Annotated in this window: 21 protein-coding genes and 1 pseudogene; 8 read left to right on the forward strand and 14 right to left on the reverse strand. The window is 70.3% G+C overall.

The annotated features are described in order from the left end of the window. Positions 1-9: 9 nt before the first annotated feature. The 3 genes from ACIPEK_RS29655 to rpmB all read right to left on the reverse strand — a co-directional run bounded on the left by ACIPEK_RS29655 (position 10) and on the right by rpmB (position 2,424). The gene (locus ACIPEK_RS29655) at positions 10-1,482 is read right to left on the reverse strand and encodes an AlkA N-terminal domain-containing protein (RefSeq protein ID WP_402002099.1); all 1,473 of its coding nucleotides are present in this window, start codon (positions 1,480-1,482) and stop codon (positions 10-12) included. A gap of 400 nt (positions 1,483-1,882) precedes the next feature. Beyond that, complete coding sequence (rpsN, locus tag ACIPEK_RS29660; RefSeq protein WP_383071335.1) at positions 1,883-2,188, reverse strand: 30S ribosomal protein S14; 306 nt, start codon at positions 2,186-2,188, stop codon at positions 1,883-1,885. Next, positions 2,188-2,424 (reverse strand): 50S ribosomal protein L28, encoded by a 237-nt coding sequence (gene rpmB / locus ACIPEK_RS29665; RefSeq protein WP_402002102.1) that lies wholly within the window; start codon positions 2,422-2,424, stop codon positions 2,188-2,190. Before rpmB ends, rpsN begins: the two co-directional genes overlap by 1 nt. A 67-nt stretch (positions 2,425-2,491) precedes the next feature. Here rpmB and rpmG point away from each other — a divergent pair, with 67 nt between their 5' ends. The 5 genes from rpmG (at position 2,492) to ACIPEK_RS29690 (ending at position 5,141) form a co-directional block, all read left to right on the forward strand. Beyond that, positions 2,492-2,656 carry a 50S ribosomal protein L33 gene (gene rpmG, locus ACIPEK_RS29670; RefSeq protein ID WP_383071331.1) on the forward strand — a complete coding sequence of 55 codons (165 nt, stop codon included), beginning with the start codon at positions 2,492-2,494 and terminating at the stop codon, positions 2,654-2,656. A gap of 46 nt (positions 2,657-2,702) precedes the next feature. Further along, a complete protein-coding gene (locus ACIPEK_RS29675) occupies positions 2,703-2,957 on the forward strand; it encodes a type B 50S ribosomal protein L31 (RefSeq protein ID WP_402002105.1) in 255 nt (84 codons plus the stop codon). Then, positions 2,957-4,111 (forward strand): CobW family GTP-binding protein, encoded by a 1,155-nt coding sequence (locus tag ACIPEK_RS29680; protein WP_402002108.1) that lies wholly within the window; start codon positions 2,957-2,959, stop codon positions 4,109-4,111. The genes ACIPEK_RS29675 and ACIPEK_RS29680 overlap by 1 nt, the downstream gene beginning before the upstream one ends. Positions 4,112-4,186: 75 nt before the next feature. Beyond that, the gene (gene rpsR / locus ACIPEK_RS29685) at positions 4,187-4,423 is read left to right on the forward strand and encodes a 30S ribosomal protein S18 (protein WP_383071325.1); all 237 of its coding nucleotides are present in this window, start codon (positions 4,187-4,189) and stop codon (positions 4,421-4,423) included. Positions 4,424-4,436: 13 nt separating this feature from the next. Beyond that, entirely contained in the window at positions 4,437-5,141 is a 705-nt protein-coding gene (locus tag ACIPEK_RS29690; protein WP_402002111.1) for a hypothetical protein, read from the forward strand. Here ACIPEK_RS29690 and ACIPEK_RS29695 read toward each other — a convergent pair. The 6 genes and pseudogenes from ACIPEK_RS29695 to ACIPEK_RS29720 all read right to left on the reverse strand — a co-directional run bounded on the left by ACIPEK_RS29695 (position 5,126) and on the right by ACIPEK_RS29720 (position 10,814). Next, the gene (locus tag ACIPEK_RS29695) at positions 5,126-5,884 is read right to left on the reverse strand and encodes a hypothetical protein (RefSeq protein WP_402002114.1); all 759 of its coding nucleotides are present in this window, start codon (positions 5,882-5,884) and stop codon (positions 5,126-5,128) included. The two genes, ACIPEK_RS29690 and ACIPEK_RS29695, sit on opposite strands and share 16 nt — an antisense overlap. 11 nt (positions 5,885-5,895) lie before the next feature. After that, positions 5,896-6,810: pseudogene (locus ACIPEK_RS29700) on the reverse strand (RHS repeat-associated core domain-containing protein); the annotation flags it as partial. Between the two features lie 352 nt (positions 6,811-7,162). Continuing rightward, positions 7,163-7,633, reverse strand: coding sequence for a hypothetical protein (locus ACIPEK_RS29705; protein ID WP_402002117.1), 471 nt, complete (start codon positions 7,631-7,633; stop codon positions 7,163-7,165). A 95-nt stretch (positions 7,634-7,728) separates the two neighbouring features. Continuing rightward, entirely contained in the window at positions 7,729-8,007 is a 279-nt protein-coding gene (locus tag ACIPEK_RS29710) for a hypothetical protein (RefSeq protein WP_402002120.1), read from the reverse strand. Between the two features lie 988 nt (positions 8,008-8,995). Next, complete coding sequence (locus ACIPEK_RS29715) at positions 8,996-9,436, reverse strand: hypothetical protein (RefSeq protein ID WP_402002123.1); 441 nt, start codon at positions 9,434-9,436, stop codon at positions 8,996-8,998. Positions 9,437-10,289: 853 nt separating this feature from the next. Beyond that, a complete protein-coding gene (locus ACIPEK_RS29720) occupies positions 10,290-10,814 on the reverse strand; it encodes an O-acetyl-ADP-ribose deacetylase (RefSeq protein ID WP_402002126.1) in 525 nt (174 codons plus the stop codon). 280 nt (positions 10,815-11,094) lie between these two features. Between ACIPEK_RS29720 and ACIPEK_RS29725 the strand changes: the two genes are divergently transcribed. Next, positions 11,095-11,250, forward strand: coding sequence for a hypothetical protein (locus tag ACIPEK_RS29725; protein WP_402002129.1), 156 nt, complete (start codon positions 11,095-11,097; stop codon positions 11,248-11,250). A gap of 414 nt (positions 11,251-11,664) precedes the next feature. Here ACIPEK_RS29725 and ACIPEK_RS29730 read toward each other — a convergent pair whose 3' ends face one another. Further along, positions 11,665-13,080: a phytoene desaturase family protein gene (locus ACIPEK_RS29730; RefSeq protein ID WP_402002132.1), complete on the reverse strand. Its 1,416-nt coding sequence runs from the start codon at positions 13,078-13,080 to the stop codon at positions 11,665-11,667. A gap of 138 nt (positions 13,081-13,218) precedes the next feature. On the opposite strand from ACIPEK_RS29730, the gene ACIPEK_RS29735 reads away from it, so the two are divergent. Together ACIPEK_RS29735 and ACIPEK_RS29740 are read left to right on the forward strand one after the other, a co-directional pair. Beyond that, complete coding sequence (locus tag ACIPEK_RS29735; protein WP_402002135.1) at positions 13,219-14,043, forward strand: nucleotidyltransferase family protein; 825 nt, start codon at positions 13,219-13,221, stop codon at positions 14,041-14,043. After that, entirely contained in the window at positions 14,040-14,465 is a 426-nt protein-coding gene (locus ACIPEK_RS29740) for a VOC family protein (protein WP_402002138.1), read from the forward strand. The genes ACIPEK_RS29735 and ACIPEK_RS29740 overlap by 4 nt, the downstream gene beginning before the upstream one ends. Here ACIPEK_RS29740 and ACIPEK_RS29745 read toward each other — a convergent pair. From ACIPEK_RS29745 to ACIPEK_RS29760, 4 genes are all read right to left on the reverse strand, one after another. After that, on the reverse strand, positions 14,441-15,268 hold the full coding sequence (locus ACIPEK_RS29745; protein ID WP_402002140.1) for an inositol monophosphatase family protein: 828 nt from the start codon (positions 15,266-15,268) through the stop codon (positions 14,441-14,443). The genes ACIPEK_RS29740 and ACIPEK_RS29745 overlap by 25 nt on opposite strands. Positions 15,269-15,331: 63 nt before the next feature. Beyond that, positions 15,332-17,137, reverse strand: coding sequence for a gamma-glutamyltransferase family protein (locus tag ACIPEK_RS29750; RefSeq protein WP_402002143.1), 1,806 nt, complete (start codon positions 17,135-17,137; stop codon positions 15,332-15,334). A 365-nt stretch (positions 17,138-17,502) separates the two neighbouring features. Next, complete coding sequence (locus tag ACIPEK_RS29755; RefSeq protein WP_402002146.1) at positions 17,503-20,532, reverse strand: alpha-mannosidase; 3,030 nt, start codon at positions 20,530-20,532, stop codon at positions 17,503-17,505. 57 nt (positions 20,533-20,589) lie between these two features. Then, on the reverse strand, positions 20,590-21,843 hold the full coding sequence (locus ACIPEK_RS29760) for a glycosyl hydrolase (RefSeq protein WP_402002149.1): 1,254 nt from the start codon (positions 21,841-21,843) through the stop codon (positions 20,590-20,592). Positions 21,844-21,878: the final 35 nt, after the last annotated feature.

Consider the following 21,878-nt stretch of genomic DNA (forward strand, 5'->3'; position numbering starts at 1 on the left):
CCAACTTGCTTATACGGGCAGGTGGTTGATGGGGTGATCGTCCACGGTCCAAAGATACTGGACCGCGTACGCCCGCCAGGGCCGCCAGGCCGCCGCGCGGGCGGTGAGCGCTGCGGGTGTCGACGGGAGGCCCAGCTGGTCGGCCGCGCGCCGGATGCCGAGGTCGGTGGGGAGAAACGCGTCCGGGTCCCCGAGCGCCCGCATCGTGATCACCTCGACGGTCCAGGGGCCGAAGCCGGGCAGGGCGGTCAGCTCGGCCCGCGCCTTCTCCCAGTCGGTGTCGGTGCCGAGTCGCAGTGTGCCGTCGGCGAGTGCGCCGACGAGTGTGGTGAGGGTGGTGCGGCGGCTGCGCGGCAGGGCGAGCTGTTCGGGGTCGAGCGCGGCAAGGGCCTCGGGGGTCGGGAAGAGGTGGGCGAGGCCGCCCTCCGGGTCGTCGACGGGGAGGCCGTGGGCGGTGACCAGGCGGGCCGCGTGGGTGCGGGCGGCCGCGGTCGAGACCTGCTGGCCGAGCACCGCTCGTACGGCGAATTCCGCTCCGTCGACGGTACGCGGCACCCGTCGGCCCGGCGCCTTGTCGACCAGCGGGGCGAGCAGTGGATCGGCGCGCAGCTGGTCGTCGACGGCCACCGGGTCGGCATCCAGGTCGAGCAGCCAGCGGCAGCGGCTGATCGCGAGGGTGAGATCGCGCGGATCGGTGAGGGAGAGCCGGCATGCGATGTGGTCGGGGTGCGGAGTGAGGGCGACGATGCCGTGTCCGTACCGGAGGGTGAGCGTACGGCGGTAGGCGCCGTCGCGCCACTCCTCGACGCCGGGGACCGCGGTCGCGGCCAGGTGACCGAAGAGATTGGTGGGGTTGAGCGGGGCGCGGTACGGCAGCCGCAGCGCTATCACGCCCGGGGTGGGCGACGGTGTGGCGGACCGGGCGGCGCGGCTGCGCAGCTCGCCCGGGGCCAGCGCGAAGACCTCACGGACGGTGTCGTTGAAGGTACGGATCGAGGAGAACCCGGCTGCGAACGCGACCTCGGCCATGGGGAGTCCGGTCGTCTCGATGAGCAGCCGCGCGGTCTGGGCACGCTGCGCACGGGCCAGGGCCAGCGGGCCGGCGCCCAGCTCGGCGAGCAGCTGGCGCTCGATCTGCCGGGCGGAGTAGCCCAGCCGGGCCGCAAGACCGGGGACGCCTTCACGGTCGACGACACCGTCCCGGATGAGTCGCATCGCACGGGCGACGGAGTCGGCACGGGCGTTCCACTCCGGGGAGCCGGGGCTGGTGTCCGGGCGGCACCGCTTGCAGGCCCGGAATCCTGCCTGCTGGCAGGCTGCGGCGCTGGGGTAGAAGGTCATGTTCTCGACCTTGGGCGGCACGGCGGGGCAGCTGGGGCGACAGTAGATCCTGGTGGTCAGGACCGCCGTGAAGAACCAGCCGTCGAAGCGGGCGTCCTTGGACTGGACGGCCCGCACGCAGCGCTCGGTGTCGGTGTGCATGACTCAAGCATCGGTCACCGGACACCTGGGGGCTGGCGAGAATCCGACATCAGCCTTGCACTGCCGGCAACTCCCGCGGGCCCTCCACCTCGTCCGGCGAGAGGTCCGACTTCCCCTGGCTGTCGGCGGATTGGAAAACCGTGTTCCAGCCGGCCCACAGCGCGTCGGGGTTCTGCGTCTGTGGGATCGAGTAGTGGGTGGCGCCCGGATTCCCGACGGAGGCGAGCCCGTCCGCCGGGTCGGGGGATCGCCTCCCTGCCCTTGGAGGTCAGGTGCCTGATCACTGAGGCCGGCTCACACCACACGATGTCGCTCGTCCACTGTCCCACGCCATGCGTCATGGCAATCACTTTCAAAATGGATGATCGCCCCTCCGGCCCCGGGACCGGAGGGGCTCACGTCACCAGGAGGACTTGGTGACCCCGGGAAGGAATCCGGCATGAGCCTGCTCGCGCATGCGAACACGGGACAGCCCGAACTTCCGCAGGTGCCCGCGCGGCCGCCCGTCGACGCCGTCCCGGTTCCGCACCCGGGTCGCACTGGCGTCGCGCGGTTGACGCCGGAGCTCGTCCACGGCGGCGAGGCGTGCGGCGTCCGCGGAGGACGGCCGACGGATGATCTCCTTCAACTCGGCACGGCGGGCGGCATATCGCTCCACGATCGCCTTGCGCTTCTCGTTCTGCGCGATCTTGCTCTTCTTGGCCATCAGACCTTCACGCCCCTGGCGCGGATACGGGCGACGGCCGCCTCGACCCCGATGCTGTCGACGGTCTTGACCGCCTTCACGCTGAGCGTCAGCCGGATGTTCCGCCCTTCGCTCGGCAGCCAGTACCTCTTGCGCTGGACGTTGGGGTCGAAGCGGCGCGAGGTGCGCCGGTGCGAGTGGGAGATGTTGTTGCCGAAGCCCGGCCGGGCGCCGGTCAGTTGGCAGTGGGCGGACATGGCACTACCTGCTTTCCACGGTGAACCGTGTATTGAAAATGGAAATCATTGCCATATAGTAGCGCCCATGGCACGCAACGAACTACGCCCGGTCGTCAAGCTCCGCTCCACCGCAGGGACCGGCTACACGTACGTCACCCGCAAGAACCGCCGGAACGACCCCGAGCGCATGGTTCTGCGCAAGTACGACCCGGTCGCCCGCAACCACGTCGACTTCCGCGAAGAACGCTGACCGCTCCCCCGCCCGGCTCCCCGGCCCGATCCAGAAGGACACCGTCATGAAGCCCGGAATCCACCCCCCGTACGGTCCCGTCGTATTCCGCGACAAGGCCGCCGGCTCCGCCTTCCTCACCCGTTCCACCGCGACCAGCGACAAGACGGTCGAGTGGGAGGACGGCAACACCTACCCCGTCGTCGATGTCGAGATCTCCTCCGTGAGCCATCCCTTCTACACGGGCACCGCCCGCGTTCTGGACACCGCCGGACGCGTCGAGCGGTTCGAGCGCCGCTACGGCCGACGCGGGACCAACTGATGCCCAAGCAGGCCCGGTTGCCCGTCGTGATCGTCGGCGGGCTGCACTCCGACGCCCGCAAGGAGGTCGTGGAGCGACTGCTGCGCACCGTCCCCGGCAGCGTCGCACTCCACCACGATCTGGCCACCGCCGCCGAGGGAACCGTGCGGCGCCTCGTACGGGACGCGTCGGGTGAGCTGTCCCATGGCGACGCGCCGCTCGTCAACGACTGCGCCTGCTGTGCGCTGCGCGAGGACCTGGTCCCCGAACTGGAACGGCTGGCCGGCAGCGGCCTGACCCGGCTTGCGATCGTCGAGCTGTGGGACTCGGTCGAGCCGAGAACGATGGCCGAGGTCGTCGTCGCGCACGGCGGTCACGTGCTCGAACTCACCAATGTGATGACCGCCGTCGACCCCGCGCTCGTGCTGCCCTGCCTCGCCAACGGCGACGACCTGGCCGAGGTGGGTCTCGCTGCGGCCGCCACGGACCGGCGAACCGTGGGAGACACCTGGGCGCGACAGCTGGAGTACGCACCCGTGCTCGCTCTCGTGGACGGCGAAGCGGCCGACGACGAGGACTGCGCGCTGCTCACCCAGCTCCACCCGACGGCACGTCAGGTGCCCGCCCATTCCGGCGAACTCGCCCAGCTGGCCTTCGCCGGCTTCGACGTGGAAACGGCGGCTGCGGCCCAGCACCCCGCTTGTGCGCTGCTGCCGCAGGAGGCGGACGAGTCCGGGGTCGCCACGCTCGTCTGGCACCGCCGCCGCCCCTTCCATCCCGGACGGCTCTACAAGGCGCTGGAAGACCTGTGCTGCGTGGCCGCGCGCAGCCGCGGCCGGTTCTGGCTCGCCGACCGCCCCGACACCCTGCTGGCCTGGCACGCGGCCGGCGGTGCGCTCTGCGTGGAGAGCGCGGGCCCGTGGCTGGCCTCCCTGCCGGACGCGGCATGGGAGATGGTGCCTCCCATCCGCAGGGCGGCCGCCGCGCTCGACTGGCATCCCGAGCACGGCGACTGCTGCCAGCACCTCGTCTTCACCTCCCCCGGCCTCGACCGCGACGGGCTGGTCCGGCTCCTCGAATCCTGTCTGCTCACCGACACCGAGTACGCGGCAGGACCCGAGGCGTGGAAACAGCTCCCTGATCCCTTCGACTCGCTCCTCGACCCGGTTTCCTGACTACCGTGCGCCCGCACGCGGCTCCACGACCGCTCGCACCCGAGCGCACCCGAGGCTCACACCCAAGGAATTCGCATGGCACGACGCAACGATCCCCACAAGCCGCTGAAGTCCCGCCCCAATCCGCTGGACACGGCCGGGATCACCTACATCGATTACAAGGACACCGATCTGCTGCGGAAGTTCGTCTCCGACCGCGGCAAGATCCGCAGCCGTCGCGTGACCCGGGTCACCGCACAGCAGCAGCGACAGCTTGCCCGGGCGATCAGGAACGCCCGCGAGATGGCCCTGCTGCCCTACGCGCACAGGTAACAGCACAGGCTGCGTGCGTTCCCCGGCACGGGGCGTCGGTGTCTCTCCGCGACTGGAGTTCTACCCGCTGGGCCTGGATCTGGTCCAGGCGCTGCGCATCTCGCAGGCCGCCGCAGGGGTGCGGCCCGACACCGGGATCGGCACCGACGACCTGCCGGCCCGGGTCCGTGCCCGTTTCCCCGCGCCGGCGGTGCTCGCCGACACCACGTACGTGGAGTTGGAAGAGGCCCTGGACCGGGCCGGCTTCCCGCTCGCCTACGACCAGCAGGGCAAGCGTTTCCTGCCGCGCGCGCGGGATGCCGTCACCTGGCACACCGAGCAGACGGTGTCCGCGCTGGCCAGTACTCGGACGCTGATCGAGGGCGCGCAGAGCGAACTGGCGCTCGGCCGCGATCCCCGACGGGTCCGGGCAGTTTGCCTCCAGGCGGCCCGGCGGCGGGGCGGTTTCGTCGCTCTCACGGTCAAGGGTCCCGAACTTTCCGGTGTGGCAGAGCGCTTGGCGGAGCGCTTCGACGCAACGCCGCTCGCCCTGGACGAGCTCCTCCGCTCGACGCTGCGGGAGCTGGCTCAGGAGCAGCGGGCGCCCTGGCAGGCGCTGGTGAAGGCGGATGCCGCGTTCGCCGCCTCGGGAAGCATTGGCGCGGGCCTCGCCTCCTACGCGCGGCTGGCGTTGGAGCGGGCCTCAGCTTCTTCGGCTGACCGTTACCAGTTCCTGTAGTCCTCCACCAAGTTGGCGATGAGCGCGAGCAGCGCGTCGGCGCGGTGCTGGTCCTCGCGCTGGGCCTGCAGGGCCTGGTGGACCGTCCGGAGCCGGGCCAGGGCGGCCGGCTCACGGTCCCGCACCTCTTCGAGCAGCGGATCAGTGATCAGGTCCAGGCATGCGCTGAGCAGCCGACGGGTGGCCGAGGACGGCGGGGCGGGGTCGGGGACGGCGTAACCGGTGGTCAGATAGCGCGCGGGATCGGTCAGGCTCCAGCCGACGATGGAGCCGTGCTGGACCAGAAGCGCCACGTCCGGGGCGATGCCGATGCGGGCCTCCAGCGGTTCGTCAAGGACGTCGAGGTCGCGCAGACAGGTCAGCACGGCGTCCCCGGGCGCACGGCACAGCACCGAGGTCACCTCAAGGCGGCAGTTCCGCTCTTCGTCCGCGCGCAGCCCGCCGGGGAGGACGGGGGGTATGGAGGGGAGGCGGGCGCAGTCCTCGGCGGAGGCGGACTCGTAGGGCAGCTCGAACTCGGCGCCGATCAGCTCCCGGCCGGCCCGGTCGAACCCGAGCGTGTCCGGGGTGTCCCACAGCCACTCCTGGCTGCCGAAGGTGTCCAGGAGGAAGCGCTCACGCTCCTCCCGGTCCGCGTAGGGCGCTAGGCGCACACCGGGACTCGAGAAGTCGAAGCGCGGGGTGACGCTCAGGGGTACGCCCGTCACCGTCGCGGTCCAGTCGCTGCCGATGGTGATCTTCATGCCCTGCCGCCTCATTCGATCTGCTCCGCCGGAGCCATGTAGCCCTTCTTGCCCGGAATCCTGCCCTCCACGACGTCCGCGTGGGTGATCGGCCCGCCGGGATCGGTGGGTAGACCGCCAAGCGCCTCCGCCCCGGACGGGCCCTTCATGCCCGAGGGGCCGTACGCGGTGAGGACGTTGCCCGCTCCGTCTTTTTGGCCCCGGACGACCACGACGTCCTCGCCTTGGCGGAAGGTCAGGTTTCCGCTGCCGGCCGAGGAGTGGTACACCGCGTCCGGGCTCTTCAGGATCTCCACGACCCGTTCGTCGCTGAACGCGTGCCTGGTGTCCGCGTGGTAATCGCCGTCCTTCCGCATCCGGCCACTCTGCGCCCGCTCGATGACCTCGTCCGCGGTCTTGACGGCCTTTTCCCTGGCCTGCTGGGCCTTCTCCTCCTTTGTGTACGGCATCAGGCCCAGCGGGTCGCACCCCGCGTACGGGTTGTCCACGTAGCCGACGGGATTCGGCGCGGGAGCCAGGCCCAGCGGGTCCGGGGATGTGTAGCGGCCGGTCTCGGGGTCGTAGCGGCGGAAGCAGTTGTAGTGGAGGCCGGTTTCGGGGTCGTAGTACTGGCCGGGGAAGCGCAGTGGGGTGTAGGCGCTGCTGTCCCGGGCCCAGACGGTGGTGCCCCAGAGCGTGCTCCGGCTGCGCCAGGCGATGTCGCCCGACTCGTCGATGAGCTCGGTCGGCGTGCCGACCAAGTCGGTGGCGACGGCGAAGAACCGGCGGTCGATCTCCTCCTGACCGCTGTCGGCCGTCAGGATGCGCTCGGTCTGGGCCAGGGGCACGACGTCCCGGTGGTCCCAGGTCAGGACGACTGCGTGCGGGGCGCCCGGCCCATGGCTCGTCTGCTCGCACAGGGTGAGGCCGTCCCAGGTGAAGCGGACACCTCCGGCACCTGGAACTCGGCACCGACCAGCTGCCGGCCGGCCGGGGCGAACCGGAGGACGTCAGGGGTGTCCCCAGCCATTCCTGGCTCCCGACCGTGTCCACGAGGAACTTGTCCCGTTCCCTCATGTCCGCGTCGGGCGCGGTGCGGACGGAGGTGCCCGCGAAGCGGGGGGTGAGGTGCAGCGGATCCTCCGTCACCGTCGCGCGCCAGCCGTCATCGAAGCTCAGTCTCATGGTCGATGCCGCCTATGTCGAACCATCCGTTGCAGGCGGCACTGGCACCGTCCGCCTGTGCGAAGGCGACGCCCGCCCGCTGAGGCTCCGTACTGGCCCCGGCCTGAACGCGCCTTACGACGTTTCGGGTGTGATGAACTCCAGCACGTTGCCGGTGAAACGGCCCCCGCAGACCGGGCACTCGTTGCGGTACGAGTGGGCGCGTGAGCGCTCGACTCCGTTGGAGAACAAGGGAGCGGCAACGTCCCATTCGATCACGCGGAACTCTGCACCGCAGGCTGGGTGCGAGATGCTGTGAGGCTCTCCGACAACGGCCCCGGCGAAGTCCTCTTCGGTCGCTGTCCCGGCAGCGACCCGCCTGTCGAGGGACGTCAGGTCCGTTCCATCGCTCCAGTGCAGGTAGTAGCGGAGCAGCGGCCAGCCAGGACGTAGACGAATCAGGATGCGGCGCATCCGAGGGTGGTCGGCGAGCAGGCGGTCCTCCAGCTCGTCGAAGCCGGCGATCGGCTCGTCAGCCCTGACCAGTTCTCCTGCCGGAAAGTACCGCGTGTCCCACTTGCGAAATCTCACTGTCAGCCTGCCCACGGTTCCACCTTGATCATGTGGGGGATCAGAACTTCGCTCTCGCCTGCTCCGGGCAGGGTCTGCCAGAACCCTTCGCTCGGATTGATCATGGCACGTTAGACAGGCCCACCACGGGCGAAGACCTTCGCGACCTCCGGGTCCGTCGTGAACGACATCACCGACCGGTCGCCGAACGCCTTCTGCATATCCGTTCCGAACTCCGCGTGGGCATGGGCGAGTGCCTCTGGACTGCCCCATTCCCTAAGCGCCGCGGCATGTGCCTCCTGAGACGCGCGAAGTGCGTCTTCGACCGAACCGCCCTCGAGGTACGCGCGCCGGGCCGCCTCGCTCCGCAGATCCACCGCACACCGCCCGAACGCACCGACCAGAGGCATCCGTCAACCACCGGTACCAGAAGGACCGAACGCCGCATCTCGCCGACCAGAGCACGGGGATCACCGCCGCCCCGCCTCCGGTCGACGATGCGCTCGACGAGCGCCGGCTTCGGCTGCTCCACGGTTCCTCCCCGGTCGTAGGTGGCTGATCGCACCCCAGGGCAGGACGCGCACGAACGCGCAGGTGGTTCTCTGGGGCCTCGTAAGACAGCAAGACTGCGCGGCCACTGAGCGCCAGCGGCGTCGCGAATCGTCCATCGCCAGCCCACCGCACTGTGACAACGTTGAAAATGAGCGGAGTCGGGCGGGGAAGCGAACGTGCGGTACACCGCTCGATGGCTGCCCCCGCGGGTTGCCGTGCGAGGCGGTCCAGGCTGTCGACAAGTTTGCCCTCGGCCTTGCCGTCCGCACGGCGTCCCCCTCAGGACCTTCCAGGGCCTCCACTTCCGACGCTTCCGACGGACACCACCTCCGGGGCCTGACCCGCTCGGTGAGCAGCACAACATCCTGACACCGCTCGCAGGGACGGCCCGAGGACCCGCATTACGCTCCTGAAGCCGCATCAGAAACGGCATCGGGCGAGCGTCAGGATTCCTCGGTCGGCCCGTCGGCGTCGTCTCCCCCATTACCTTCTCGGTGGCCCCGCAATGGAGCTGCCGCCTTGTGCTTCTTGAAGGCAGCGCTGGCGTCGCGCAGGATGCCGAGCACGCTCTTCGCCTGGGCGGCCACGTCTTGGAACTCGACAGCGATCTTGGTGACGAACTCCTTGGAGATGGTGGCATTGCCCCCTTCCAGTCGGCGGCGTCCGCCTGCGTCCGAAGACCTCTGGCGCTCGTACCACCGCCCTCCCCGGTGGCCGGCGTCTCGAGCTTCGTGTGCATCTTTTCCCAGTCGGACACCGCGGTGTCCAACGTACCCAGACGCAGATCGGTGAGTTCCTGCGCTGTCATCGTTTCCGCTGTCATCCGCCGCCCGGCCCCCATAGCTTTCAGTCACTGATCGTTCTGCGAAGCTGATTGATGTAGTCGTTGATCTTCGACACGGACATCAGGTCGCCGCCGGCGTTCCTCATCCCCGTATTGATATAGACCTCGTCCTTGGAGTGTTGTGCGCGCGTGAAGTCGAAGTGATTCGAGATGTGCGCGCACGCCTCCTTCAACGTCGCGGTCTGGGTGTTCCACGCATCCTGCAGCTCGGTCAGCGCGGAACCCATGTCGAGACCGTCGTTGAACAGGTCGATCGACGCGGTGAACGTACTGGGGCGGGCGAAGTCGCTGTCCGTGCCAAACTTCTGACGCAGTTCGTACGCCGTGTTGCCCATCTTCACCAGTTCGTCGTCGTGCACGACCAGGTCACCGTCAGCCGCGCCGCCGCCCCCGTCGGCGGGTACCCCGTACGTCGGTCGCCCACGTGGACGCCTTCGCTCCATGCACGCTATCAACTTGCGTGCAGAGTGAACGCGCTGAAGGGAGATGGGCACAATTTACTCACATCGGAGCGTCCGCCAGTTTCCCGCCCATACATGCAATGAGGGAACTTACTGACATATTGCTGCCGTGATGAATGTTGGTACGGTCGAAAGGCGATGCACACATCGAGGCTGCTCGCGACGGTCGTTTCCTGGCTGCCGAACTCTCCCGCCGGTATCGGCATCGCCCGCCCGATGGCAGCGCCTTCGTCGAGGAGCCGCAACAAGGCGTGGCGTGGTGGGCGAGGACCGTTGCGGGCACGGTGGGCTCTATGATGCGCTGGCGGCGGGCCAGGTCGATACGGCCCGGCCGCGGTAGGCCCTGGCGGCCGTGCCGTTGCCGCGGACGTCCCGCTGGCCCTGGCCGCCGACCTCGCCTGTCGGCCGCAGGGCCGTGCTACACACCCTCGCCGCAGCGGATCCACCTCGAAAATCGATCACTCCACTACGCATGAACTGCACGACCAGCGGAATGACGACCCATCAGAACAAGCGACACGAGCATCACCTCAGCGTCAAGATTTCACCCGTAACACCCACACCACGCATAATGCGCACGCACAAAAACCGCGGGTCAGGCGCCCTTTGCAGCCGGCTCCAGGACCGCCACGCACTCCACGTGCGCCGTCATCGGGATCATGTCGCTGGTGGATGCTGTCCTGCACCAGTGACCTCACCCTCACGTGCGCCACTCACACGAACGACAAGCGGCGAGTCATGCCGTGCAGCACGACACCTCAGTGCCGGGTCGTGCTGCACCGGCTACCTCGGGCGGGGACTCAGGCCGAGCAATTGCTTCAGCAGCGTATACATGTCAGCCGACCTGCGCGGCGAACGCCTCGTAGGCCCGATCGTCGAAGAGGACGAACCTCACCTCCTCGACAGCCGTGTCAGCCCCCCGCACCGCCTCCACGGCGATACGCGCGGCATCCTCCAGCGGCCACCCGTACGCACCGGTGGAGATGGCCGGGAAGGCGATCGTCCGTGCTCCGAGCTCGTCGGCGACGCGCAAGGACTCGCGGTAGCAGGACGCCAGCAGGGACGGATCACTGCCGGAAATCCCATACACCGGGCCCACGGTGTGAACCACCCACCGGGCATCGAGCCTTCCGGCGGTCGTGGCGACGGCCCGGCCGGTGCGCAGCCCCTTTCCGTACTGCGAGGCGCGCAGCTCCCGGCACGCGGCGAGGATCTCCGGGCCGCCGCGCCGGTGGATCGCCCCGTCGACCCCACCGCCGCCGAGCAGGGAGGAGTTCGCCGCGTTGACGATGACATCGGCGGACTGCCGGGTGATGTCACCGCGTACCAGGGTGACGGTGACGGCCTCGGGTGTGCGCATGCGGCCATGATGCCGTGTGCCTGTCGGCCGGACGGCCTTTGGCGCTCCGGAGGGCCTCGGTGTTCCGGACGGCCGTGACTCCGTTCAGGCTTGAATCGGGCAGCGCGACCTTCTTGGCCCAGGGGAGCGCGGAGGGCAGCAGACGCCCGCCGCGCTCGCTGTGGCCGCCGGTGTCGAAGGAGACCGAGACAAGCCGAAGGACAAGGAAGGACAAGGCGGTTCCCACCTACGGGGTCGTCTACTCCGCCTCCGGCAACTCCCCCGCGGACTGCCGCCCACGATGCAGATCATCCTCGACGAGAAGGGCGGTCGCGCCGAGTGCGCACCGACCGTCCACGGCCCGCTGGTCTCCCGCTCTGTCGCCGAGGGCCCCTTCGGCCGCGCCACCTGCAGCGCCGACGCTCCCACCACGGCCCCGCCGGCCGGCACGCCGTAGGGCCTCTCCCAAGCCCGCCTCGCCGGCCCAGCCGTGACCGTCAGCCTCTCGTCTCAGGAGGGCGACGGCGCCCAGCAGACCGTCGCAGACGGCCGCGCGACGGTCGACGCCTGCGCCGACGGCCTCTCGACGTCCGGCAACAACGGCGGAGCGACGGTCACGTACAAGTCGGTGAAGCCCGAGGGGCGCCTGCCGAGGCCGGCGAGGAGTCGATGTCCTGGGTGACGACCGGAGTCGCGCAGGGCGCGCAGGTCCTGACGCGCCTCACGGCGGTACGCCGGGGCAGCACCGGGCGGGTCTTCTTCACCTCCATGTGCCGGACTCGAACAAGGCCGAACTGCCCAGGGTGTCCGCTCGGCGCAGACAGCCGAGCCGGCCTGAGAGGCTACGGGCCCCGGTGCCGCGCGCCGGCGCTCAGGCCGTCCGGAGCCGCCGCCAGACGGCCTTCGCCGCATGGTGACCGGACATGCCGTGCACGCCCGGGCCGGGCGGAGTGGCCGAGGAGCAGATGAACACCGCCGGATGCGCCGTCGCATACGGAACCCGCGCGAGCTTGGGCCGTATCACCGTCTGGAGGCCGGAGAACGCGCCGCACGCGATGTCGCCACCGACGTAGTTGGCGTTGCGCGCCGCGAGTTGGGGCGGCCCCGCGACCGCTCGGGCGAGCACCAGGTCGCGGAAGCCCGGGGCGAAGCGCTCCAGCTGCCGCTCGATGACATCGGTGGCGTCGCCCTCCCAGCCCGCCGGGACATGTCCGTACGCCCAGAAGACGTGCCGGCCCTCGGGCGCACGGGACGGATCGACCAGGCTGGGCTGTGCGGTGATCAGGAACGGCACGCTCGGGTCGCGGCCCGCCACCGCGGCGCTCAGCGCGGAGTTGATCTCGCCGGCCGTGGGGCCGATGTGGACCGTTCCGGCGCGGCGGGCCTCCTTCGCGGTCCAGGGGACGGGGCCCGAGAGCGCGTAATCGATCTTGAAGCAGGATGCCCCGTACCGATAGCCGCTGTAGGCCTGGCCCAGCCCCGCAATGCGGGCGAGGGCGGTCGGCGAGGTGTCGAAGATGTAGGCGCGGGCGGGCGGGAGCTCGTCCAGGCGCTTGACCTCCGTGCCGGTACGGATCGTGCCGCCCTGTTCGCGTATGTACGAGGCAAGGGCGTCGGAGATGGCCTGCGATCCGCCGCGCGGCACCGGCCAGCCCATCTCGTGCGCGGCGATGGCGAAGAGCAGGGCGACCCCGCCGGTACCCAGGCCGCTGACGGGCGCTATGGCATGGGCGCCGAGCCCGGCGAACAGACCGCGCGCCTTCGCACCGCGGAAGCGGCGGGAGAGCAGTGTCGCAGGCTGGAGCGCGTGGAGACCGAATCGCACCCAGCGGTACGGGTCATGGGGCAGCCCGTCCCACGGAGTGCGCAGAAAGTCCTGGGCGAGGGTGTCCCAGTGCCCCAGGTACGGGGCGACGAGCCTGCGGTACGCCCCAGCGTCCTCGGCGCCGAGCGACATGGCGCTCTCCCCCACCGACCCGGTGAGCACGGCGGCCGACCCGTCCGGGAACGGGTGGGCGAGCGCCAGCTCGGGCTGGAGCCACTCCAGGCCGTGCCGGGACAGCGGCATCGCGTTGAACGCGGGCGAGCCGATGCCCAGCGGATGAACGGCGGAACAGGGGTCGTGGCGGAAGCCGGGGAGGGTGAGCTCTTCGGTACGGGCACCGCCTCCGACGGTCTCGGCCGCCTCGAAGACCTCCACGGCGAAGCCACGGCGGGCCAGTTCGGCCGCGGCGGTCAGTCCGTTGGGCCCCGCCCCCACGACGACAGCATCAAGCATCGACGGCACCTTCGGACTCCTTCGTCAGCCGACGGCCAGGACACCCAGGATATTCCGAGGCGCCGACAACTCGGTCGCGGGTAGGGTCGCCGCTCGATGAACACGTCGAATTCTCACGCCTCGCCCGTGGCACATCCCGGCTCTGTCATGCCCGTCCGTATCGCGGACATGGCCTCCCGGCTCGCCGCGCTGCCCGGCATCCGGGCCGTCGCCCTGGGCGGCAGCCGGGCCCGCGGCACGCATCGCCCGGACTCCGACTGGGATCTGGGCGTGTACTACCGCGGCACTCCTGACCTGGCCGCACTGACCGCGTTGGCGTCCGAAGTACAGGGCTCCCCGGCAGAAGTCGCAGGTCCCGGTGGCTGGGGGCCCTGGGTCGACGGCGGGGCCTGGCTGCGGGTGGACGGCGCCCCGGTGGACTGGATCCTGCGCGATCTGGACCGGGTGGAGGCGGTCTGGTCCGACTGCCTCGAAGGCCGCTTCGAAGTGGGCGTGCAACCGGGGCATCCGCTCGGCTTCTGGTCCCCCGCCTATCCCGGGGAGGTCGCGCTCGGGCGCGTGCTCGCCGACCCCCGAAACGAATTGACAGTGCTTCAGCAGAAGACCCGGACCTATCCGGAGCCACTGCGCACCGCGCTCGTCGAAGCCGCGTGGGAGGCGGAATTCTCGGTTGCGGCCGCCCGCAAGTCGGCCCCTGCCGGGGACCCGCTCCATGTCGCCCTGTGCCTGTCGCGGGCATTCGGCATCCTCACCCAGTCGCTCCACGCCCACCACCGCACCTGGTGTCTGAACGAGAAGGGCGCGCTGGCCGCTGCGGCCGCCCTGCCGGACACCCCCGCGGACTTCGCCGAACGGGTCGGCGAGGCGCTGCGGGGGCTGGACGCGGCGGCGGTGCAGAGGGCTGCGGAGCTGGTGCGGGACGTCCGATCGGTGCTGGCGACGAGCGCCGGAGAACCCGGGAGCCACTCATGATCGCCGAATTCCAGTGCGTGGTACTCGACTGCGCCGATCCCGCACGCCTCGCCAGGTTCTACCACTGCCTGCTCGGCGGGGAGGTCGACCGGCCGGACCGGCGATGGGCGCTCGGCGACGGCTGGGCGACGCTCCACACGGAAGCCGGGCCGGTCCTCGCGTTCCAGCGGGTGGCGGACCACCGGCCGCCGCGGTGGGGGGACCCGACGCACCCGCAGCAGTTCCATCTGGACTTCGGCGTCCCGGATCTGGACGCGGCGCAGACACAGGCAGTGGCGGCCGGTGCGGTGGTCCTCGACGACGGAGCCGGGACGGGGCGCCCGTGGCGGATCTACGCAGACCCGGCCGGGCATCCGTTCTGCCTGGTCAAGCACGGCAATGGCGAGGCGGCGGTCGGTCAGGCTTCGCCGCGGAGCGCCTGAAGGATACGTTCGACGGTCGCCTCGTCACGGGCCGCCGTGAACGGCAGGGCGTTGCCGCCGGTGATGCGGAACGGGGCGCCGGAGAGCGTGGCCTGGGCGCCGCCCGCCTCGGTGACCAGGAGCAGGCCTGCCGCGTGGTCCCAGGCGTACTCCCAGTTGAAGGCGACCGCGTCCTGGTCGCCGCGGGCGACGGCGAGGTATTCGAGACCCGCGGAACCACAGGGGCGGGCGTCGATGCCCTCGGTGCGCAGACCCAGGAGGGCGCGCTTCTGGGCCTCGGTGGTGTAGTCGGGGTGCGACATCGCCACCCGCAGAACAGCCCCGGGTGCGGGCGAGCCGGAGTGTATCGGCTTGCCGTCGAGCGTGGCACCGCGGCCGCGGACGGCGATCGCCATCTCGTCCAGGGCCGCGGCATACGTCCAGGAGGCCAGGATTTCGCCGCGGTGGGCGAGGGCGACCAGGGTGCAGAAGCCCGGTTCGCCGCGGACGAACTGGCGGGTGCCGTCGACCGGGTCGACGACCCACACCGGTGCGTCGCCGCCCAGGGCGTCGTACACCTTCGGATCGGCATGGACCGCCTCCTCGCCGACGACGACCGAGCCGGGCAGGAGCCTGGTCAGGGACGCGGTGAGGTGTTCCTCGGCGAGGCGGTCGGCGGTGGTGACCAGGTCGTGCGGGCCGCTCTTCTCGACGATCTCGTGCGCGGCGAGCTGCCGGTAGCGCGGCATGATCTCGGCGGCGGCCGCTGCACGGACCGCCGCCTCGACCTCGGTCAGGTCTCCGGCAAGGAATTCATCGATCATGACCCCAGCTAAGCACGGTCCACCGCGGAGCCGACGACCTGGTCATGACGGGGAGGTGGCCGGTCAGCGTCCGACGGCGTACCCCTGCATGCCGCGCGGGTTCGCGGCCGCCGACAGCACTCCGGTCTCCGGGTCGCGGGCCACGGCGCACATCCGACCCTCGGACCACGGGTCGCCGACGGTGACGTCGTGGCCGCGGCGGCGCAGCTCCTCGACGACCTCCGGGTCCATGCGCTCCTCGACGGTGACACTGCCGGGGCGCATCCCGCGCGGGAAGAAGGAGCCGGGGAAGCTGTCGTTGTGCCAGTTCGGGGCATCGATGGCGCCCTGGAGGTCGAGGCCGCCGCGGACCTCGGCGCGCAGCGCGACGGCGAGGAAGAAGTGGACCTGCCACTGGTCCTGCTGGTCGCCGCCGGGCGTGCCGAACGCCATGACCGGGACCCCGTCGCGCAGGGCGAGGGACGGGGTGAGGGTGGTGCGGGGGCGGCGGCCGGGGGTGAGGGAGTTCGGCAGGCCCTCGTCGAGCCAGGCCATCTGGAGCCGGGTGCCGAGCGGGAAGCCGAGCTCCGGCACGACCGGGTTGGACTGGAGCCAGCCACCGCTGGGGGTGGCCGAGATCATGTTGCCCCAGCGGTCGACGATGTCGAGGTGACATGTGTCGCCACGGGTCGCGCCGTCCTTGGCGACGGTCGGCTCGCCGACGCCCGCCGCCGGGATGCCCATGGCATCGAACCCGGCCTCGTCGGAGGCGACGGCGTGCGCGTGCTCGCTGAGGACGGGGGCGCGGCCGTCCGGGCTGCCGGGGCGCAGTTCGCGCGAGGCCTCGTCGGTGATGAGGGCGCGGCGCTCGGCGTTGTACGGCTCCGAGAGCAGCGTGTCCAGAGGTATGTCGGCGGCGTCGCCGTACCAGGCCTCGCGGTCGGCCATGGCGAGCTTGCAGCCCTCGATGAGCAGGTGGACGTAGTCGGCGGAGCCGTACTGCGGAAGCTCGGGCGGGAGCAGGGCGAGCTGCTGGAGGAAGGCGGGGCCCTGGCTCCAGCCGGCCGCCTTGGCGAGCGTCCAGCCGTTCCAGTCGTACGTGGCGGGCGCCTCGTAGGACGCGGACCAGCCGGCCAGGTCGGCGGCGGTGAGGGTACCGGTGTGGCGGGTGCCGCTGGTGTCCATGGTGGGGCGGGCTGCCTGGCGCACCAGGGCCTCGGCGATGAAGCCCTCGCTCCAGATCTTCCGTGCGGCGTCGATCCGGGCGATGCGGTCCTCGCCGCCGGTCTCCTCCGCCTCGGCGATCAGCCGGCGCCAGGTGGCGGCGAGTGCGGGGTTGCGGAACAGCTCGCCCGGCTTCGGTGACTTGCCGCCGGACAGGTAGACGTCGGCGGAGGACTGCCACTGGGTCTCGAAGAGTTCGCGGACGGTCTCGACGGTCTGGCCGATCCGCTCGACGGGCGCGTGGCCGTCCTCCGCGTACCCGATCGCGTATCGAAGCACCTCGGCGACGGTCTTGGTGCCGTGGTCGCGCAGCAGCATCATCCAGGCGTCGAACGCGCCCGGCACGGCTGCGGCGAGCGGTCCGGTACCGGGGACCAGGTCGAGGCCGAGGGAGCGGTAGTGGGCGACGGTGGCACCGGCGGGGGCCGGGCCCTGGCCGCACAGCACCTGCACCTCGCCGTCCTTCGGCGCCAGGATCATCGGCACTTCACCGGCCGGGCCGTTGAGGTGCGGTTCGACGACATGCAGGACGAATCCGGCCGCGACGGCGGCGTCGTAGGCGTTGCCGCCGTCCTCCAGGACGGCCATCGCGGACTGCGAGGCGAGCCAGTGGGTGGAGGACACCATGCCGAAGGTGCCCTGGAGGGTGGGCCGGGTCGTGAACATCGCGCGTCACCTTGCTGTTTGTACGTATCAAGCGAACCGATCAAGGCTCACAATCGGGCCCTTGGGAGAATCTGGGAAGTTCGGCCTGCCTGGCTCGTTCACCTGATCGCCGAACACGCTATCGATCGCCCGTCGCCCCTCGCGATCCACCTCAAGGAATATCGCAGACCGGATTTCGCATACAGCCTGCGAGGCAAGGGTGTTTCCCCTAGCGGACGATTTTTGCCGACGATCGATAACGGAAAGGCATCGACCGCGATCGGGCGGACGGGCGGACGGACGGACGGGCGGACGGGCGGACGGCACCGAATACCCTGCTACTGATCGAAGTTGGCCCGCCCCCCGAGGGGCGGGCCCGGCTCCGCTCAGCCGCGCGTCAGACGCACCGTGACCAGCTCGAACGGGCGCAGCGACAGCTGTACGCCGCCGTCCACCCGCACCGGCACGTTCCCCACGGCGAGCGGCCGCTCCAGCAGGTCGGTCACTGTCATGCCGACTGGTTCGAACCCGGTACCGAGCCGGACCCTGGCACGGCCCCCCGTCGACTCGTAGAGCCGTACGACGACATCGCCGCTCGCGTCGTCCGCCAGCTTGACGGCGCTGACGACGACCGCGTCGTTGTCGACGGTCACCAGCGGAGCCACCGCGCGTTCACCGACGACCCGGCGCTCCGGCAGGTTGATCCGGAAGCCCTCGCGGACCGCGTCGCCGATCGCCGCACCCGGCGCGAGCGCGTGCCGGAAGCGGTGCACGCCCTGGTCCGTTTCCGGGTCGGGGAAGCGCGGGGCGCGCAGCAGCGACACCCGGACGGTGGTGGTCGTCCCGGCATCGCAGTCGCGGACGGACCGGGTGACGTCATGGCCGTACGTCGAATCGTTGACGAGCGCAACGCCCCAGCCCGGCTCCTCCAGGTGGACGAAGCGGTGGTTGCAGGCCTCGAACTTGGCGGCCTCCCAGCTGGTGTTGGTGTGGGTGGCCCGGTAGAAGTGCCCGAACTGCGTCTCGGAGGCATACCGCTCGGCGTGGATGTCCAGCGGGAACGCCGCCTTGAGGAACTTCTCCGTCTCGTGCCACTCGACCTCGGTGTCGATGTCGAGCCGCTTGGCACCCGGGGAGAGCGTCAGCTGCTGGGTGACCCTCGAGTCGCCGAAGCTGCGAACGATGCGTACGCCGACCATGCCCCCCTCCTCGACGGGGGTGAGCTCATCGAGGTCCGTCAGGTCGGTGACGGTGTTGCGGTAGAACGCGTCGACGTCCCACGCGTCCCACATGTTCGGGAAGTCGGGGTGGATCTGCAGCAGGTTCGCGGCCTGGCCGGGCGCCACGGCCTCGCGCTCGGCACCGATGTCGTACGCGGACACCACCAGACCACGGCTGTCGATCTCCACCTGGAGCAGATCGTTGTCGAGTACGTATCCGCCGTCCTCGCGCGGTGCGAGCCGCCCGCCGCTGCCGACGGTGACGGCCGCGGCGCCACCGGCCGGAACCCCTCCGCGGGTGTGCGGCGCAGAGTTGAAGACAAGCGTCTTCCCCGACGGGGTCTCTTTCGCCAGGGCGCGCATCGCGGTGTCCACGATGCCGTTCAGCTCCTCTGCGACGGCCGCGTACGTCTTCTCGGCCTCGCGGTGCACCCAGGCGATCGACGAGCCGGGCAGGATGTCGTGGAATTGGTGCAGCAGGACCGTCTTCCAGATCCGGTCCAACTGCTCGTACGGATAGGGGAAACCGGTCCGTACGGCGGCGGTGGCGGCCCACAGCTCGGCCTCGCGCAGCAGATGTTCGCTGCGGCGGTTGCCCTGCTTGGTCTTCGCCTGGCTGGTCAGAGTGGCGCGGTGCAGCTCCAGGTAGAGCTCGCCGACCCATACCGGCGCATTCGGGTACTCCGCCTCCGCCTTGGTGAAGAAGTCGGTGGGCGTCTCCCAGGTCACGGTCGCCGAGCCTTCGAGGCTGCGCATCCTGGCGGCCTTCGCGATCATCTCTCGGGTGGTGCCACCCCCGCCGTCCCCCCAGCCGGTCGGCGCAAGGGAGTGCCGGGCGACGCCCTTGTCCTTGAAGTTCTTCGCCGCGTGGGCGATCTCACTGCCCTTCATCGAGCAGTTGTAGGTGTCGACAGGCGGAAAGTGGGTGAAGATCCGCGTGCCGTCGATGCCCTCCCACTGGAAGGTGTGGTGCGGGAACTTGTTGGTCTGGCTCCACGAAATCTTCTGTGTGAGCAGCCACTTGGAGCCTGCGGCCTTGATGATCTGCGGCAGCCCGGCGGCGAAGCCGAACGTGTCGGGCAGCCATGCCTCGTCGTTCTCGATGCCGAACTCGTCGAGGAAGAACCGCTTGCCGTGCACGAACTGACGGGCCATCGCCTCGGAGCCGGGCATGTTCGTGTCGGACTCGACCCACATGCCGCCGGACGGCACGAACCGCCCATCCGCCACGGCCTTCTTGACCTTGGCGTAGACCTCGGGGCGGTGCTCCTTGATCCAGGCGAACTGCTGGGCCTGCGACATCGCGAAGACGAAGTCGGGCTCGTCCTCCAGGAGCGCGGTCATGTTGGACGTCGTACGGGCGACCTTGCGAACCGTCTCACGCAGCGGCCACAGCCAGGCGGAGTCGATGTGCGCGTGGCCGACGGCGCTGATGCGGTGGGCGGTCGGCTCCGCGGGCGTGGTGAGGACGGCGGCGAGTTCGGCGCGGGCGGCGGCCGCGGTGCCGTTCACATCCTGCAGGTCGACCGCGTCGAGGGCGCGGCCGATCGCACGCAGGACGTCCCAGCGGCGGGCCCCCTCGACGGGCAGCTCCTGCATCAGTTCGCCCAGCACTTCCAGGTCCTGGACGAGGTTCCACACGTTCTCGTCGAAGACCGCGAGGTCCATCCGGGCGAGGGTGTACTGCGGTTCGCTCCCGGCGGTCTCCTTGTCGCCGAGCTGCGTCGGCAGGAAGGGGTGGTAGTCGAGGATGACCGGGTTGGACGCCGCCTCGATGTGCAGCAGCACGTCCTCGCCACCCGCGACCGGGGCGCCGATGCGCACCCACTGGTTGCGCGGGTTGAGGCCCTTCACCGGGGTACCGTCGGGCCGGTAGACCAGGCCCTCGCACTGGAAGCCGGGCATGTTCTCGTCGAAGCCGAGGTCGAGGATCGCCTCGACGGTGCGGCCCGCCCACGCCTCGGGGACGGTCCCGGAGATCCGGAACCAGCAGGTGCCCCAGGGCGCGCCCCACCGGTCGCCGACCGCAATCGGTTCGGTCAGGGCGGCGAGGCCCTCGGCAACCGGAACGGGCTCACCGGGCGCGTTCCAGACGGCGACGTCCAACGGTACGGACTCCGGGTGGACGGCCGGCCGGATGCGCTCGTCGAGAACGCGCTTGAGGCGGGCTTCGACCAGATTGCGGTCGTCATGCATGAGGGTGGCTCCGAGCTGGATGAGGGTGCGGGTGTGGATACAGGTGCGGGTGCGCGGTCATCGGACCTCGTCGGGCTTGAGGACGTCGGTGATCCCGCGGGCGTCCAGGTGTTCCTTGTTCCCGGCCTGGCTCGCGAGGACAGCCGTGGGCCGGACCCCGTCTGCGGTGAGCCGGGCGAACGCTTCGAAGAACGTGCCGCCGGGGGCGCAGGTCGAACGGCCGGGCGCGGTCTCGTCGTCACCGGTGTCGACCACCAGGGCCGTGGTGCGGGGAGCCGGCCGGTCGGCCCTCGCCCGCTGCTCCTCGACGATCCGGGCGATGGCCCGGCCGGCCGGTTTGACCTGCCGGTCGTTGGTCAACAGGCCCAGGCTGTATTCGAGTTCGGGGAAGTCGGCCAGGGAGCGGGACACATCGTGGGAGCACCACCAAGTGACGCCCCACACGTCCTCGCAGTCCAGGGCGTTCGCGACGGTCGCCTCGGTGAACGCGGCGGCATGCTCGGCGGGAATGAGCGGGGACGGGGCGCCGACCTCCTGCAGCCAGACCGGTCGGTGCGGTTCCGTGGCCCATGCCTTGGACAGTTCGATCAAGTACGCGGCGTGGTGCTCGGTGGCAGTTCCGGTACGGCCGTGCCGTTGGGCAGTGCCGTTGAAGACCCAGGAGTGCACGGCGGTGAGGGCGCCGATCCGGGCCGCGTGGGCAGGGGTGAACGCGTGGTCGTCCTGGTACCAGGCGGCGTCGTACTCGGCGTGCAGATGGAGCTTCCCCGGCGCTCCCTTCTCACAGGCGTCGAGCAAGGTGCGCAGCCAACTGCCCGCCTGTTCCGGGGTGATGGCATCCGGGTCGGGGTGCGGGGGGCCGGAGAACTGGTTGATCTCGTTGCCCAGCGTCATGCCGATGAAGTGGGGGCGGTCGGCGAGAGCGGCCGCGAGCGTACGCAGGTACTCGGCCTGGCCGGCCACGACATCGGGGTCGGTGAAAATGTTGCGCCGGTGCCAGGTCTGCGTCCAGGCCGGCAGGAAGTCGAAGCTCGACAGATGGCCCTGCAGTCCGTCCACGTTGACATCGAGGCCGCGTTCCGCCGCGGCGTCGGCGAGCTGGACGAGCTGTTCGACGGCGCGCGGCCGGATCAGGGTGCGGTTGGGCTGGAAAAGCGGCCAGAGCGGGAAGACCCGGATGTGGTCGAGCCCGAGTGCGGCGATCGAGTCCAGGTCGGCGCGCACGGCGTCGAGGTCGAAGTCCAGCCAGTGGTGGAACCAGCCCTGGCTGGGCGTGTAGTTGACTCCGAAGCGCGGCGTGGAGTTGCTCATACGGTATGGGTGTCCTGGTTCTGTGGTGCGGGTGG

It is taken from the genome of Streptomyces sp. NPDC088246, assembly GCF_044741025.1.
In the GTDB taxonomy this organism is placed as follows: Bacteria; Actinomycetota; Actinomycetes; order Streptomycetales; family Streptomycetaceae; genus Streptomyces.